The sequence below is a fragment of the Chitinibacter sp. S2-10 genome, assembly GCF_046530675.1.
Lineage (GTDB): Bacteria > Pseudomonadota > Gammaproteobacteria > Burkholderiales > Chitinibacteraceae > Chitinibacter.
The window spans coordinates 2,625,932-2,641,628 of the sequence record NZ_CP172558.1; the positions used below are offsets into that span (position 1 = coordinate 2,625,932).

Consider the following 15,697-nt stretch of genomic DNA (forward strand, 5'->3'; position numbering starts at 1 on the left):
CATGACAATCAAACTGAATAAAGAACTCGAATCCCTGCTGATTGCCGGTCTGCAAAATTACCTTGATCGCGAGATGGACGTTGAAAGCAGTCAGCTGCAATGCCAATTGTTGCTCGACTTTATCAAGCGGGGTATCGGCGCGCATATTTACAATCAGGCGGTCGCTGATGTGCAGCAGTATCTGCATCAGCAAACCGATGATTTAAACCTGCATTGTTTTGTCATTGCTGACGATTAGCTTCGGCTGCTTGCATTTGATGCAATCCTCAAGGCATACGTCGCATTGCGCCTGATGAGCGTCAATCACAGTTTTCAGAATTTGCAAACGATACAAAATCCGGTTTCGATCCGCTTGGGCGTTCGCGTGTGGCAAACGTTCGCTGAGCCTTTTGTAAAGATATTGCTGAAATGAGACTGGCATGGCATCTGCATCAATGAGGTGTGTAATCATGCCGATATTAAATGCAGAGCAAACTGGTGATCTGTATACAATGCACGAACTTTTTGTTGACTAATACACAGAGATTGATTGCGGGCTTGATGGTAAGACAGGAGACGCTGGCATGAAAAATCAGACAAAATGTTGCTTTAGCGATGAAGATAAATCGAATACCCACATCAGGTATATCTCTGAAAACTAGATAGATGCTGGGTTTTTTGGCAATACCACATGAACAATCAAGCCATGTGGCTTGGCATCCAGCAGTTCGACGCTGCCATGATGGCGCTCGACGATTTCCTTGACGATGGCCATACCCAGGCCGCAGCCATTACCGGTTTGTTCGCGCCGGAAGAAGCGCTCAAAAACACGCTGCTTGTCGGCATCCGGAATGCCCGGGCCGCTATCTTCGACATCAACAATGTATTGGGTTTCGTTCTCGGTCAGTCTGACCGTGACGCTGGCATCGCGCGGAATGTATTTGATCGCATTTTCGACCAGATTGATAAACAGTTCGCGCAATAGTGCTGAATTGCCTTCGATCCAGGCTTCCTGTACCAAACAATCGCAGCCCAAATCGATGCGTGCGGCCAGCGCGCGCGGCACCAGTTCGCCAGTCAGATCGCGAATCAGCCGTGCCAGATCCATTTTGATTTTTGGAATCCCATTGATGCTGCCAGGTTCAGAGCGCGCCAGCGTCAACAACTGGTTAACCAAATGAATGCTGCGCGTCGCGCTGGTATGTACCATATTCAGGCGGTCTCGCAGCCCTTCCGGGCTATTTTCCCGCATCGCCAGCTCGGTTTGCGACTTCAACCCGGCCAAGGGCGTGCGCAATTGGTGTGCCGCATCGGCGATAAAACGCCGCTGGCGAGTAATGCTTTCCTCGGTACTCGACAATAATTGATTCAAGGCCTTGGACAAGGCATTGAGTTCTTCTGGCGCATTATCGAGTGATAAAGGCGATAAGTCCTGTGCCTTGCGCGTTTCGACCAGTTGCTTGAGGGTTCGCAACGGTTTAAGACTGTTTTTGATCCCAACTCCAATTAATACACTGACCAAAATCAGCATCACAATCAATGGCAAAGCCATGTGCAACAAGTAGCGTTGCAGCGAGGCGGTTTGTGCGCTTAGATCCGTGATCAGTTCAAGATACAAACCATCGTCCGGGTTACCTGCGCGAGGCGGAAAATAAGCACTCAGAATGCGGTGAGGCTGGCCATTGATTTGCTGCAGACTGAAAACCAGTTGGGATGCGCTGGTTTTTGGCAAGGAATGAAACGGTTTGCCGATCTTGATTTTCAGCGGCTGGTGTTCAATGACAAAACGAATAGGTTCATTGGATACTGCGGCCAGAATTGACGCTGTTGATTGTGCAAGCGCTGCTGCTGTCGGGGGATGCCCTGCCTGGATATTTTGTTCCAGTTGCCGGGAGATTGTGGTCGCCAGCCGACTGAGTTGGGCGTCGTTTCTTTCATTGACAAAATGAAATGAAACCCAATAAATGACCACTGCCCCTGCCAGCCAAAGGGCTAGCAAGGGCAGTACGGTCCACAGCAGGATCTGACGCTGTAGCGAACGTTTAGTTACTTGCATCCGCGGCCAGTGGCTGTTGTTTTTCCAGTAAATACCCCAGACCACGGATCGTGCGAATCACGACGCCGCAAGGTTCGAGTTTTTTGCGCAGACGGTGGACGTAAACCTCAATCGCATTCAGACCGACTTCGGCGTTTTCATTGCCCAGTTCGCTAACGATTTGCTCTTTGGTCACGACGCGGTCAATGTTCGACATCAGGATTTCCAGCACCGTCAATTCGCGCGCCGACAGATCGAGCGGCGAATCATTGCACCAGGCACGCTGACCTGCGCGATCCAGACGCAAATTGCCGAGCTGTTGTACCGATTGCGGCAGAATCTGGCTACGACGCAGTAAGGCGCGCAGGCGCGCTTCCAGTTCGGAGAACTCAAACGGCTTGGCTAGGTAATCGTCTGCACCAGCATCCAGGCCCGCAACACGCTCATCCAGGCCATCCAGTGCGGTCAGAATCAGAATAGGTAAAGAAGGTTTGTGCTGGCGAACATTGCGCAATACAGTCAGGCCATCCATATTGGGCAAGCCAATATCAAGTACGACTGCATCGTAATCGTTGTGCAGCAAAATTTGCAGCGCCAGCGCGCCATCATTCACACAATCACATTGAAATTCGGCTTGAGACAGGCTGGTTTTGAGTGCGTCAGCGAGGATCAGGTCATCTTCGGCCAGAAACAGACGTGTAGCCATTGGGGTTCCCCTGTAAGAATAAACTTACCGCAGAGTGTAGCGTTAATTTCATTAAAGCCCAAGATCATTTTTGTAAGCTTAAATGCTTGGCCATAATATCTCTTTGATTTAATTGAATTTTGCTGTTTTTGTCGGCTCGACCGCTTGTCAGCCAACCTGTCAGCTCGCGCGAAATCAGTCCGGATAGCGCCGCAATCCACTGATCTCTATCATTCAGACATGGAATATACCGATAATTTTTCCCACCTTCAGCGCGATATTCATCACGCCCTTCAATGGCAATTTCTTCGAGAGTTTCAAGGCAATCGGCGACAAAACCCGGACAAATCACATCGAGCGTATTAAGGTTTCGCTTGCCTAGCTGATGCAAGATTTCGCTGGTATAAGGTTTGAGCCATTCGGCCTTGCCAAAGCGCGATTGAAACGCCACGGTGTATTGGCCGGCATCAAGGCCGAGTGCTTCGGCGAGCAAACGCGCCGTTTTATGGCAATGGCAATGATAAGGGTCACCCTTGTCCAGCGTATATTTGGGCACACCATGAAAGCTCATCAGCAAATGATCGCCACGGCCATTGAGCTGCCAGTGCTCGCGCACGCTCTGTGCCAGCGCGTCGATGTATGGCGTTTCATCAAAAAATGGTGCCATGATGCGCAAAGCAGGCTGAAAACGAATTTTTTGTAATACACGGCTGACTTCATCAAAAACGCTGGCGCTGGTACTGGCTGCGTATTGAGGGTACAGCGGCACGACGACCAGATGCTGGCAGTTTTGAGCTTTCATTTGCATGATCTTTGACTCAATCGACGGATTGCCATAGCGCATCGCGTAATCGACGACGAGTTGCTCCGGGTATTGCTCACCCAGATACCCTTTCACCAGTTTGGCCTGTTTCTCAGTCCAGACCCGCAGCGGCGAGCCATCCTTGGTCCAGATGCTGGCGTATTTGGCTGCGCTTTTTTTCGGACGGAGATTCAAAATAATGCCGTTCAAAATCAGCCACCAGATGGCTTTGGGAATTTCAACCACGCGCGGGTCGGATAAAAACTGTTTCAGATAAGGTCGCAGCGCCTGCACAGTGGGTGCATCGGGCGAGCCCAGATTGACCAGCAATACGCCGACTTTGCTTGGGCTGGCATGAGAAAAACTGGGTTCGGGTAAAAAGCGCGCCATCGCTTGCCTCAAAAACTAGATAGAAAGTGTCCGCTATGATAGTTGATTTTTATCCGGCATAAAAAAAACCACCAATTGCAGCAAAAACTCTGGAAAAACTTTAATCCGCGTCAGTTTCATTTTGGTGATAGGCGCTACAATACGGTTTTTGCTCACTTCACCCGGGGACTGTATGGCCAAACTGTTTATTGAAGATCTCGATCTCGCTGGCAAACGTGTATTGATTCGTGTTGACTTTAACGTTCCCGTCAAAAATGGCGTGGTCGAAAGCGACAAGCGGATTCGTGCGGCTTTGCCGACGATTCGTTATGCACTCGATCAAGGAGCATCGGTGGTCTTGATGTCACATCTGGGTCGTCCGAATGGTTCGAAAATTGAAAAATACAGCCTCGCACCGGTTGCCAAGCGTCTGGAAGAATTGCTCGGCAAACCAGTCCAGTTCCTCAATGACTGCGTTGGTGCCGAAGTGGAAGCCGCTTGTGCCAATCTGGCAGCAGGCCAAGTTGTGCTGCTCGAAAACGTGCGTTTCCATATTGAAGAAGAAGGCAAAGCCAAAGACGCTGATGGCACAACGGTGAAAGCCGATCCGGCCAAAGTCGCCGCTTTCCGTGCGAGCTTGAGCAAATTGGGCGATGTGTTTGTCAATGACGCATTCGGTACTGCGCACCGCGCGCACTCGTCGATGGTCGGTGTTGATTTGCCCCGCGCAGCCGGTTACCTGCTGAAAAAAGAACTCGATTTCCTCGGCGAAGCGGTCAACAAACCGGTTCGCCCACTGGTTGCCATCATTGGCGGCTCGAAAATTTCCGGCAAGATCGACGTGATCCAAGCCCTGCTGCCCAAAGTGGACAAGCTGATCATCGGCGGCGGCATGGCGTTTACTTTCCTCAAAGCGCAAGGTTTTGAAATTGGTAAATCATTGTGCGAAAACGATAAAGTTGAACTGGCGCGCGAATTGATGGCGCAAGCGGGTGACAAACTCGTTCTGCCTAGCGACACGATGGTGACAAAGGCTTTGAACTTTGACGCGCGTACGCTCGATGGTCTGGTTGAGGTTAAATCAACTGCAATTCCTGCCGATCAGGAAGGCGTGGATATTGGCTCGGCAACGCGCACGGCTTATGCCGACATTATCAAATCGGCCAAAACAGTCTTGTGGAACGGCCCGATGGGCGTGTTTGAAATTGACGCTTCTGCTGAAGGTACCTTCGCCGTTGCTCATGCGCTGGTTGACGCAACGGCCAATGGCGCGATCACCGTTGTTGGCGGTGGCGATTCGGTGGCTGCGGTGGAAAAAGCCGGTCTCGAAGACAAAGTCAGCCACGTTTCAACGGGCGGCGGCGCTTCGCTGGAATTCCTCGAAGGCAAGGCACTGCCCGGTGTTGAAGCCCTGAGCGAGAAGTAATTCGTTTTTCTGTACCAATAAAAAACCTCGCTGCGGCGAGGTTTTTTATTGGGTATTTCTCTGTAGATCAATATCTGCATGGTTTGTATGAGTATACCCATCTATTACTTGTTAGCAGCAGAATATGCCTTTGGCGCGAAACTGCTCGCGAACCCGGTGCACGACCTCAGTACTCGGCGGCTTGGTGTCACTTAATTCATATTTCAAGCCCAGCTCTTCCCACTTGCTCTCGCCCATTTTATGAAATGGCAGCACTTCGACGCGTTCGAGCACATTGGGGTATTGCTGATTCATTGTGGCCAGGTAATCAGCCAGCAGCTGGACATCGGCTTCATCGTCGGTCCAGCCGGGCACCAGCACATAACGCAGCCAGATTTTTTTGCCCATTTTGAATAATCGCTCGGCAAAATCGAGCGTGGGTTGCAAGGGCTTGCCGGTCAGTGCTTCGTAACGCTCTGGATTCATTTGCTTGATATCAAGCAGCACCAGATCGATATTGTCGAAATATTCATCGGGCAAATGGGCTGCCAGAAAGCCTTGCGTATCGAGCGCAGTATGGATTTTGAGCTCGTGCTTGGCGCGGCGGAAAATCTCGCCGATAAAATGCGCCTGCATCAAAGGCTCGCCGCCGGAAATCGTCAAGCCACCGGCTATGCGCAAAAAGCTGGCGTACTTGCCGATTTCGGTCATCACTTCGTCAACGGTATAAGGTTTGCCGTAATGCAGCTTCCAAGTATCCGGATTATGGCAATACAGGCAGCGGAACTGGCAACCGCTGACAAACAGCGCAAAGCGCATTCCCGGCCCATCGACGGCAGCGCCTGTTTCAATTGAATGCACGTAGCCATATTGCCGGCCTTCGGCATCAAAGGCGGCAGGTACGATCTCGCCTAATGGCTTGCTGGGCTGCTGGATAAGCTCGATTGTGGTCATGATTATTCTCGGATATTGGCGCTGTGCGATCATAAAAAAAACGGATCGCCAGGATCCGTTTTTCTAGGCTTGCGATATCAGCTTAACACTTTTCGTGAAATGTCCGGTTAATTACGTCCAGCTGCTGCTCGTGCGTGAGTTTGACAAAATTCACGGCATAACCTGAAACACGGACGGTCAGTTGCGGATATTTATCCGGATTTTCCATCGCGTCTTCTAGAGTTTCCTTATTCAGTACATTCATATTCAGGTGAAATAACTGTGGCATGATCTGATCTCAATGGGTATTGCTCTACAGGGTATGTAACTTGGTGATTACAGGGCAATACCCTTTTGAGGTATTGCCCTGTGTTACGCGATTTAGCACTTCGCATGGAAAGTGCGGTTAATCACGTCCATTTGCTGCTCGCGAGTCAGTTTGACAAAATTCACTGCGTAACCAGAAACCCGGATCGTCAGCTGCGGATAGTTTTCCGGATGCTCCATCGCATCGAGCAACATATCCTTGTTCAGCACGTTCATATTGAGGTGGAATAATTGATCTGGCCCCTCTTCCAGTGCAGCCACTTCACGGGCAACGCGGTCGGCGGTGCTGCACACCGGAATCACTTCACCATGCGGGCCAAACAGGCCGTCAATCGATGCGGCTAGTGTCTTGATGCGGTCGGTCGGATTGTGCCCCAATGCATCGGGCGTCATTGATGCAGTCCAGGAAACCCCATCAAGCGCCGATTCATACGGAATTTTCGATACCGAGAAACCGGCAGCGACGAAACCATTCACATCACGACCGTTCATCGGGTTCGCGCCTGGCGAGAAAGGCGCACCGGCACGGCGACCGTCCGGTGTATTGCCGGTTTTTTTGCCGTACACGACGTTTGACGTAATGGTGAGTACTGATTGCGTCGGCATCGAGTCGCGGTAGAACGAAGGTTGCGCTTCGATTTTTTCCATGAATGTCGTTGCGAGCCACACGGCGATGTCGTCGGCGCGGTCGTCGTTGTTGCCGTAGGCTGGGTATTCGCCTTCGATCACATAATCGACGGCCAGACCGGCTTCATTACGCTTGATGTGAACCTTGGCGTGTTTGACGGCCGACAGCGAATCAGCGGCAACCGACAGGCCGGCGATACCGCACGCCATCGTACGCAGGATGTCGCGGTCGTGCAGCGCCATTTCGATGCGCTCGTAAGCATATTTGTCGTGCATGTAATGAATGCAGTTCAGCGCGGTTACATAGGTTTTGGCGAGCCAGTCGAGCAACAGATTGTATTTGGCCATCAGCTCGTCGTAATCGAGTACGTCGCCCTTGATCGGCTCGAAACCCTTGGCGACCAGTTTGCCGGTTTTTTCGTCCACACCGCCGTTGATCGCATACAGCATTGCTTTGGCCAGATTCACACGGGCACCAAAGAATTGCATTTGTTTACCAACACGCATCGCCGAAACGCAGCAGGCAATCGCGTAATCGTCACCCCATTTTGGCCGCATCAGGTCGTCGTTTTCGTACTGAATCGCCGACGTGTCGATCGAGACTTTGGCGCAGAATTCCTTGAAGCCTTGCGGGAACGAAGTTGACCAAAGTACCGTCAGGTTCGGTTCTGGCGCGGGGCCAAGGTTGTACAGCGTATTCAGAACACGGAAGCTTGATTTGGTGACTAAAGTACGGCCATCTTCACCCGTGCCACCGATTGATTCAGTCACCCAGGTCGGATCGCCCGAGAACAGATCGTCGTATTCAGGCGTGCGCAGGAAACGCACGATACGCAGCTTCATGACCAGATGATCGATGTATTCCTGTGCTTGCGCCTCATTGATGCGCCCTTCTTTCAAATCGCGTTCGAAATACACATCGAGGAAAGTCGAAATCCGGCCGATCGACATCGCTGCGCCGTTTTGTTCCTTGACTGCGGCGAGGTAGCCGAAATACAGCCATTGCACAGCTTCTTGCGCTGTTGCAGCAGGACGCGCGATGTCAAAACCGTAATTTTTCGCCATTTGTTTGAGTTCGTTTAAGGCCTTGATTTGCTCGGCCAACTCTTCACGCAAACGGATAATGTTTTCAGTAAATGGCACATTGTCGATTTCCGATTTTTCGCGTTTTTTGTCGGCAATCAGGAAATCAACACCATAAAGCGCAATACGGCGATAGTCGCCAATAATCCGGCCACGGCCATAGGAATCGGGCAGACCGGTAATCACGCCCGAGCTGCGGCAAGCCATGATTTCCGGGGTGTAGGCATCAAACACGGCGTTGTTATGGTCTTTGCGATATTTGGTATAGATATCTTCGATTTGCGGATTCATTTCGAAGTGATAAGCCGCCAGCCCATTTTGTACCATGCGCAGCCCGCCATTGGGCATGATCGCTCGGCGCAATGGCGCATCGGTTTGCAGGCCAACGATGGTTTCGAGATCCTTATTAATGTAGCCGGGGCCGTGAGCCGTAATGCTTGAACCGAACTGGGCAGACACTTCCAGCACGCCACGTTTGCGTTCTTCTTTTAGCAGGACTGACAGCTCGTTCCAAAGCTGGGTCGTACGTTCGGTCGGCCCAGCCAGAAAAGTATCATCGCCATGATAAGGGGTGTAGTTGGCCTGAATAAAATCGCGTACATCAACTTTTTTTTGCCATTCGCCTGCGTTCAAACCGCGCCAAGCATCCAGTTGTGATTGATCCAAAGATTTATCGATTGGGGCGTTCATGGAAATCTCCTTGTGGCGATGTCGCTTAGACATCTTGAACTAAACCGCTTGTGGCATGTTTTGGGTAGACTGACAAGGCTGGTGAGATACATCACTCAATTCCAGCATTAAGATCATCGTAACAATTCGAAGGTCATTCAAACTTGATTTAGGTCAGCTTCTTAAACTTGTTGTATGGGAAATCAGGCTACATCCGTAAATTGCTGCGATGCAAAATTTTCCTTATAGATCAACATGATCAGGCAAATTTTGATACCAATATCATAGGCCTTGTAGTGACAAGTAGGAATCTGATTTTGTTTTTAAATTCAGGTAAATATTTGCCTTGCAATACCCAATCCGACATAGAGGTGATTATTTATATTATGGCGACCCTGATTTGAGCAGAACCAGCACAGCACCAGCGCAGCCCTGAAAAGGATTGGCTTGTGCAAAAGCCAGCACTTCACCTCGTTGCACCAGCCAGTTTTTCAGTTTGAGTTTCAGAATTGGCTGACCGTCTTTTGAGCTCAATCCTTTACCATGAATAATTCTTACGCAGCGCAGCTGCCTGGCAACACAGAACATGAGAAAATGCGCCACTTTGGCGCGCGCACTATCGATGGTTTCGCCGTGCAGATCCAGCTCGGCGTCAATCATCCAGTGGCCGCGTTTGAGTTTGCGTAATTGATCAAGTCGTAAACCGGGCCGGCTAAATAACAGCTGCTCCCCATCGATCAGTTCGTCCCAAGGCCAGCAATCGCTCATATCATCGGGCTGCGCGATCGGAGCGGGGTTTTGATTCCGTGGCCATGGGCTGATCACCGGTGCTGGATGTAAGTAATGTGCGTCATAATCGAGCGGCTTGACGCCTTTCATCGCCTGCTCAAACAGAATATGATCATCTACCACTGCCGGAATCGGTACACTGGCGCTCTTGGATTGATCTTGCTGTTGCTTGAGTCGTTTACGCAATTGCTTAAGTTGGACCAGCGTGGTTTTATCCATGGGTAAAAGCTAGGAGAGTAAGGATTGCAAGAAAAAGTACGGCTGGATAAATGGCTCTGGGCTGCGCGTTTTTTTAAAACCCGGGCACTGGCCACCGCTGCGATTGAAGCCGGACATATTAACCTGAATGGCGAGCGGGCAAAACCAGCCCGCCTATTGAAAATCGGCGATGTTTTGCATATTCGTGCCCCACATGGTCATTTCGAAATCGAGATCAGCCTGTTATCCGATCAACGGCGTGGCGCCGAGCTGGCTCAAACCCTCTATCAAGAGACCTGCGCCAGCATTGAAAAACGTGCCCGTGAACAATTTGCCAAAGCTTTGCAGCCTCAATTCGATCATCCACAGGTCAAGGGACGCCCTACTAAAAAATGGCGCCGACAGCTCAGTGCGCTTGACCATGCCGTGATTCAAAGTCGAGAAGAATAAATGTCCCAGAACGCCAAACGCCTGATTTACTTTGCCGCACCCAATACCCAATTATTCTCCGAGCTGGGGCAACAGCTGGCGATGTTCGGCTTTGATTTTCAGGTATTTGATCGTAACAGTGCATTGCTCGCGGCCTTGCATTCCAACCAGGTTGAAGCGCTCATTATTGATGAAGCAGGTTTGCTCGATACCAAAGCCGAACAATGCCTGCCCTTGCTCAAGCTGCTGTTCAAAGGGCCGATTGTTTTGGCCAGTATGGGCATTGAAATGGTCAAACAGCTTGAATTTTTGCGTACTGGCGTCACTGACTTTATTAGCCACCCGATCAATCTGCTTACATTGATTGACCGACTTGATCATCTCGAAGAATTCAAACACATCCAACCGTATAAAGTATTGCTGCTTGATGATTCCGACCTGGCCGCCAAATGGGCCAGCACGGCCTTAAGTGGTGCCGGAATGAAAGTTAAACACCTCTCCGATCCGCTTAAAATTTTTGATGCACTTGATCAATTCCATCCCGACCTGCTGCTGCTTGATGTGTATATGCCGCAGTGCCAGGGCGATGAAATTGCCAAACTGATCCGCCAGCGGCCGCAATTTGATTCTATCCCGATCGTATTTCTGTCGACCGAAACGCAACGGGGTCGTCAACTGATGGCCAGAAGCATGGGCGGCGATGATTTTCTGGTCAAGAATATGGAAACGGAGGAGCTGATCGCAGCGGTGACCATCACGGCAGAACGATACCGCACGCTGCGTCGCTGGATGATGCGCGATAGTCTGACCGGATTGCTGAATCATTCGCACATTATCGAATCTTTAAACCGCGAAGTCGCGCGAGCGCATAAAGAACTGCGCCCTCTTTCGTTTGCGATGGTCGATATTGATCACTTCAAGCGAATCAACGATCTGTTTGGCCACTCTGCAGGTGACAGAGTGATCAAAAGCCTGTCACGTTTGCTCAAGCAATCGATTCCCAACCCCGATGCGGTCGGTCGCTATGGTGGCGAAGAATTTGCCCTGATCTGGTCAGATCAACCCCAGTTGCGTGCAGCCCAGCGAACTGATGAATTGCGCTCGCGTTTTAACGAGCTCTCTCATGCCAATAATGACGGACATTTTGTCGCCACTTTCAGTGCCGGCGTGGCTCAACTGGAAGCCGGGATGAGCGCGCAGGATTTAATCGATGCAGCCGATCAGGCGCTGTATCAGGCCAAAGCGGCTGGCCGTAACGAAGTTGGGCTGGCATCTCGTCGTAAAGCATAACCCCAGGAAAGCGAATCTTATGTCGATTCATTACACCATTTCAGCGCTTGATCTGGGCGCACACCTGTTTGCTGTCGAGCTGATTGTTCCTGAGCCCGCCGCCGACGGGCAGTTGCTGACACTGCCAGTCTGGATTCCTGGCAGCTATCTGATCCGTGAGTTTGCGCGCAATATTGTGCAAATCAATGCCAGTTGCAACGGCATTCCGGTCGCAATCAGCAAAATAAATAAATCCAGCTGGCAAGCCGCACCGTGCGCTGGTGCTCTGACCGTACGTTATGAAGTCTACGCTTTCGATTTGTCCGTCCGTGGCGCTTATCTCGATCAGACCCGGGCTTTTTTTAATGGCACCAGCGTCTTTCTGGCCGCTGACGGGCAGCAAAATCGCCAATGTGATGTCAAAATCAAGGCGGGTGATTTTCCGCTGGAGTCGGGCTGGAAAGTTGCAACGGGCTTGAATGCGATACAAATTGATCAGGCCGGTTTTGGCTCTTATCAGGCAAAAAACTACGATGAATTGATCGATTGTCCGGTTGAAATCAGCGATTTTGCCGAAATCACTTTTGAAGCCTGTGGTGTACCGCATCGAATGGTGATTTCGGGTCGACACGAAGCTGATCTGTCGCGTTTGGCGCGAGATTTGAAACCGATCTGCGAGTACCAGATTCGCCTGTTTGGTGAGCCTGCCCCCTTTGATCGCTATCTGTTTATGACCGTCGCCGTGGGGGACGGTTATGGTGGTCTTGAGCATCGCAATAGTACTGCGCTGATTTGCAATCGTAGCGACTTGCCCAAAATGGGCGATGAAGCAATCAGTAACGGATACCGACAATTTCTGGGGTTGTGCAGCCACGAGTATTTTCACAGCTGGAACGTCAAGCGCATCAAACCTGCTGCTTATGCGCCGTATGATTTGCAACAGGAAAACTACACCACGCTGCTCTGGGCTTTTGAAGGGATTACCTCGTATTACGATGATTTGAGTCTGCTGCGCGCCGGTGTCATTAGCCTTGATGATTATCTGGACTTGTTGTCGCAAACCGCCACTCAGGTTCAGCGGGGGTATGGCCGTCTACGTCAATCACTAGAAGACTCGAGTAAAGATACCTGGGTTAAGTATTATCGGCAGGATGAAAACAGCCCCAACGAGTTGGTGAGTTATTACACCAAAGGCGCGCTGGTCGCGCTCTGCCTGGATCTGCATATCCGCCAATGCACCGGCAATCAAAAATCGCTTGATGATGTGATGCGTGCATTGTGGCAGCGTTATGGTCAGCATTTCGAACGCGATGGCCTGGGTGTTGGCGAGCAGGAATGGGAGCAAATCGCGGCAGAAGTCACCGGACTCAATCTGCAGCCATTTTTTGATCGTGCCTTGCGTTCTACCGAAGAATTGCCACTGGCACAATCACTGGCTTGTCTGGGTGTGGAAAGCCAGTTGCGAATCTCGAACGGCAATGGTGATAAAGGTGGCTGGCAAGAAACGGTCTCGTCTAGCAGCAGTTGGGGGCTGCGATTTAGTCCAGACCCAGCAGGCGTCAAGCTGACGCATGTGTTGCGCTCACAAGCAGCTTGCCTGGCCGGGCTGGCTGCGGGAGATTTAATCATCGCCGTTGCCGGACTGCGAGTCAGCGCCAGCCAGTTTGAGCGCTTGATGAGTGAGTCGCGCACCGACCAGGCACTGACTATCCATGCATTCAGGCGCGATGAATTGATGAATTTTGAATTACGTCCTCAAAATGCACTTGCAGATACTTTCGGCTTTAAAAAATCAAAAGAACTAAGTCAGCAGCAGGAAATAAATATGGGGATTTTTGTAGGAAATTGATTGCGCAGCGCAACATACTGGGCTAGAAAACCATGACAAACTCATCAATTCACACCCAGTTCAATGCCCAAGCGCCTTGCTCACTTCGGTATTACTTTCTTTCGCAGTGCCCGAGCCAAGGTACTGCTGACGCTGTTTATTTTAAATTTGTGCGTCTGCATTGCTTTGGCATTCAGTTTTTATCGGCAATTATCCGAGGCGCTCTTTGCCGAACTTGATGGGCGTCTCTACACTGCCGCGAACGCTATCCCCTATATTCTGCCCCCCGATTACATCGAAAATGCCACGGGCAATCCACCAGCTATTACCGGTAGTTATGTAGTTAACACTTTAAGACTACAAAAATATGCGCAAATAAGCGGTTTACGTTATTTATATGTGCTGGCGTTAAAAGATGGTCAGGTGGTCTATCTGGCCGATTCAGCGACACCGAACGAAGTCAGTAAAGATCAGTACGGTCATTTTTATCAGGATTACCAAGATAAACAGCAGCGTACGCTACGAGCCTTAAAAGCTGGGCAAAGCCAGCTGGGGCCGCTGAGCGATCAATATGGCAATTTTCGTTCTCTGTTGCTGAGTCGGCAAACCTCAAAGGGGCAAGGTTATTTACTCGGTGCCGATCTAGATGCTGGCTCGGTGGATGAAGAGTTGTGGTTTATTTTGTCCAAGACTGTCTGGGTCGGGCTGATTTTTCTGTTGCTGGGCTCGTTGATCTCGTGGTTTCTGGCCATCAAACTCACCGAGCCCTTGCGGCGGTTTAGCCATGCAGTACAGCGTTTTACTCTGGGCGAATTCAATATCCGCATGCCTGTTAAATCACATGACGAATTCGGCAATCTTGCCAGTGCCTTCAATGCAATGGGTGAAGCGCTGACCGCGCGTGAACATTTACTGCGTCAACTGGCTTTTGTTGACCGGATTACCGGTTTACCCAACCGCACCCGTTTTGTCGAAATCGTTCATCAGACCATCGCCGGTTCACCTCAAGCTTTTGCCATCGTGATGATGGACATCGCCGACTTTCATTATGTGAATGACTATTTTGGCTTTGCCGAGGGCGACGATGTATTGAGAAGCGTGGCCGACCGGTTAACGCAACTGACTCCCCAACCCATCCTTTCTGCCGCACGGGTTTCCGGCAATGATTTTTTATTGCTGGTCCCGTTTCAAAATCCAACTGAGCTAAGCGAAACGGTCAGATCGATCGAGCTTTGCCTGTCTGAAGCCATTCAGATTGAACAGCATAGAATTACCCTGGCTTTGCGTTTTGGCATCAGTTGTTATCCCGAACACAGTCAAGATGCCGATTCACTATTGCGGCAAGCTGAAATCAGTATTTTTTCGGCTAAGGAAGAATGCCAATTCTGCGTCTTTTATTCGCCGGAACGTGAAGTTGACCGACAAAGCCAATTTACCTTGATGGGTGATCTGCGTGAGGCAATAGAAAACAATCACCTGATTGTTCATTATCAGCCGAAAATTTTGCTCGCCGACCACAAGGTTCACAGTGCAGAAGCATTGGTACGCTGGCAGCATCCGCAGCGTGGCTGGATTCCGCCCAATCTGTTTATTGCTTTTGCCGAGCACTCCGGCAAGCTGCGTTCGATTACCGAATGGGTCATTAAAGATGTCTTGCGTCAGCAGCAACGCTGGCAGGCGCAGGGCATTGATCTTTGCATTTCGGTCAATGTCGGTGTTGGTGATGTTGAAGATGCCCTGTTTGTTGACTTCATTGCCGGGCAAATTGATCATTTCCCAGGCAAAGTGAATTTATGCCTGGAAATCACCGAAACAGGCGTCATGCGCCAACCCGATCTGTTATTGAAAAATCTCAACCGTCTGCGAGAGCTGGGAATCAAGCTCTCAATTGATGATTTTGGTACCGGTTATTCATCATTTGCTTATCTGGCCAAAATGCCGATCAATGAATTGAAAATTGATCAGACTTTTGTCATGGCAATGAATGATACTTTTGAAAGCATTTCGATTGTCCGCAGCATGATTGAGCTGGGACATATTCTGGGCCTGCAAGTCGTTGCCGAAGGTGTAGAAACCCAGTCTTGCTGGCAAGCGCTATCGATCATGGGTTGCGATGAAATCCAGGGCTATTTCATTTCAAAACCACTTGCAGCCGATGCGTTTACTTTCTGGCTACTCAATGAATTGAACAATTTGGCTCTGCCCGCACTACCCAATATGGGTAAAAAAATGCTGCATTGAACGCAATCAATTACCTAAGAGCGGTACGG

12 protein-coding genes and 1 pseudogene are annotated in these 15,697 nt (G+C 50.4%); 6 read left to right on the plus strand and 7 right to left on the minus strand.

Annotated elements, in window-relative coordinates:
* The first annotated feature begins 1 nt into the window (after nucleotide 1).
* The gene (locus ACG2XO_RS12460) at nucleotides 2-238 is read left to right on the plus strand and encodes a DUF2164 domain-containing protein (protein WP_410498312.1); all 237 of its coding nucleotides are present in this window, start codon (nucleotides 2-4) and stop codon (nucleotides 236-238) included.
* A 399-nt stretch (nucleotides 239-637) separates the two neighbouring features.
* Here ACG2XO_RS12460 and ACG2XO_RS12465 read toward each other — a convergent pair whose 3' ends face one another.
* The 3 genes from ACG2XO_RS12465 to hemH form a co-directional block, all read right to left on the minus strand.
* On the minus strand, nucleotides 638-2,035 hold the full coding sequence (locus ACG2XO_RS12465) for an ATP-binding protein (RefSeq protein WP_410498313.1): 1,398 nt from the start codon (nucleotides 2,033-2,035) through the stop codon (nucleotides 638-640).
* Nucleotides 2,022-2,720, minus strand: a complete 699-nt coding sequence (locus ACG2XO_RS12470; protein ID WP_410498314.1) for a response regulator transcription factor — start codon at nucleotides 2,718-2,720, stop codon at nucleotides 2,022-2,024. Before ACG2XO_RS12470 ends, ACG2XO_RS12465 begins: the two co-directional genes overlap by 14 nt.
* A 64-nt stretch (nucleotides 2,721-2,784) precedes the next feature.
* Nucleotides 2,785-3,891: a ferrochelatase gene (gene hemH / locus ACG2XO_RS12475; RefSeq protein ID WP_410498315.1), complete on the minus strand. Its 1,107-nt coding sequence runs from the start codon at nucleotides 3,889-3,891 to the stop codon at nucleotides 2,785-2,787.
* Between the two features lie 172 nt (nucleotides 3,892-4,063).
* Between hemH and ACG2XO_RS12480 the strand changes: the two genes are divergently transcribed.
* The gene (locus ACG2XO_RS12480) at nucleotides 4,064-5,296 is read left to right on the plus strand and encodes a phosphoglycerate kinase (RefSeq protein WP_410498316.1); all 1,233 of its coding nucleotides are present in this window, start codon (nucleotides 4,064-4,066) and stop codon (nucleotides 5,294-5,296) included.
* 111 nt (nucleotides 5,297-5,407) lie between these two features.
* Here ACG2XO_RS12480 and pflA read toward each other — a convergent pair whose 3' ends face one another.
* The 4 genes and pseudogenes from pflA to ACG2XO_RS12500 form a co-directional block, all read right to left on the minus strand.
* A complete protein-coding gene (pflA, locus tag ACG2XO_RS12485) occupies nucleotides 5,408-6,229 on the minus strand; it encodes a pyruvate formate-lyase-activating protein (RefSeq protein WP_410498317.1) in 822 nt (273 codons plus the stop codon).
* An 82-nt stretch (nucleotides 6,230-6,311) separates the two neighbouring features.
* Nucleotides 6,312-6,482, minus strand: a pseudogene (locus tag ACG2XO_RS12490) (glycine radical domain-containing protein); the annotation flags it as partial.
* Nucleotides 6,483-6,589: 107 nt separating this feature from the next.
* Nucleotides 6,590-8,935, minus strand: coding sequence for a formate C-acetyltransferase (gene pflB, locus ACG2XO_RS12495; RefSeq protein WP_410498318.1), 2,346 nt, complete (start codon nucleotides 8,933-8,935; stop codon nucleotides 6,590-6,592).
* 363 nt (nucleotides 8,936-9,298) lie between these two features.
* Nucleotides 9,299-9,922, minus strand: coding sequence for a Smr/MutS family protein (locus tag ACG2XO_RS12500; RefSeq protein ID WP_410498319.1), 624 nt, complete (start codon nucleotides 9,920-9,922; stop codon nucleotides 9,299-9,301).
* A 24-nt stretch (nucleotides 9,923-9,946) separates the two neighbouring features.
* Between ACG2XO_RS12500 and ACG2XO_RS12505 the strand changes: the two genes are divergently transcribed.
* The 4 genes from ACG2XO_RS12505 to ACG2XO_RS12520 all read left to right on the plus strand — a co-directional run bounded on the left by ACG2XO_RS12505 (nucleotide 9,947) and on the right by ACG2XO_RS12520 (nucleotide 15,668).
* Nucleotides 9,947-10,351 carry an RNA-binding S4 domain-containing protein gene (locus tag ACG2XO_RS12505; protein ID WP_410498320.1) on the plus strand — a complete coding sequence of 135 codons (405 nt, stop codon included), beginning with the start codon at nucleotides 9,947-9,949 and terminating at the stop codon, nucleotides 10,349-10,351.
* Nucleotides 10,352-11,620 (plus strand): diguanylate cyclase, encoded by a 1,269-nt coding sequence (locus tag ACG2XO_RS12510; protein ID WP_410498321.1) that lies wholly within the window; start codon nucleotides 10,352-10,354, stop codon nucleotides 11,618-11,620.
* Between the two features lie 19 nt (nucleotides 11,621-11,639).
* On the plus strand, nucleotides 11,640-13,448 hold the full coding sequence (locus ACG2XO_RS12515) for a M61 family metallopeptidase (protein ID WP_410498322.1): 1,809 nt from the start codon (nucleotides 11,640-11,642) through the stop codon (nucleotides 13,446-13,448).
* A gap of 63 nt (nucleotides 13,449-13,511) precedes the next feature.
* On the plus strand, nucleotides 13,512-15,668 hold the full coding sequence (locus ACG2XO_RS12520; RefSeq protein ID WP_410498323.1) for a putative bifunctional diguanylate cyclase/phosphodiesterase: 2,157 nt from the start codon (nucleotides 13,512-13,514) through the stop codon (nucleotides 15,666-15,668).
* The last annotated feature ends 29 nt before the right edge of the window (nucleotides 15,669-15,697 follow it).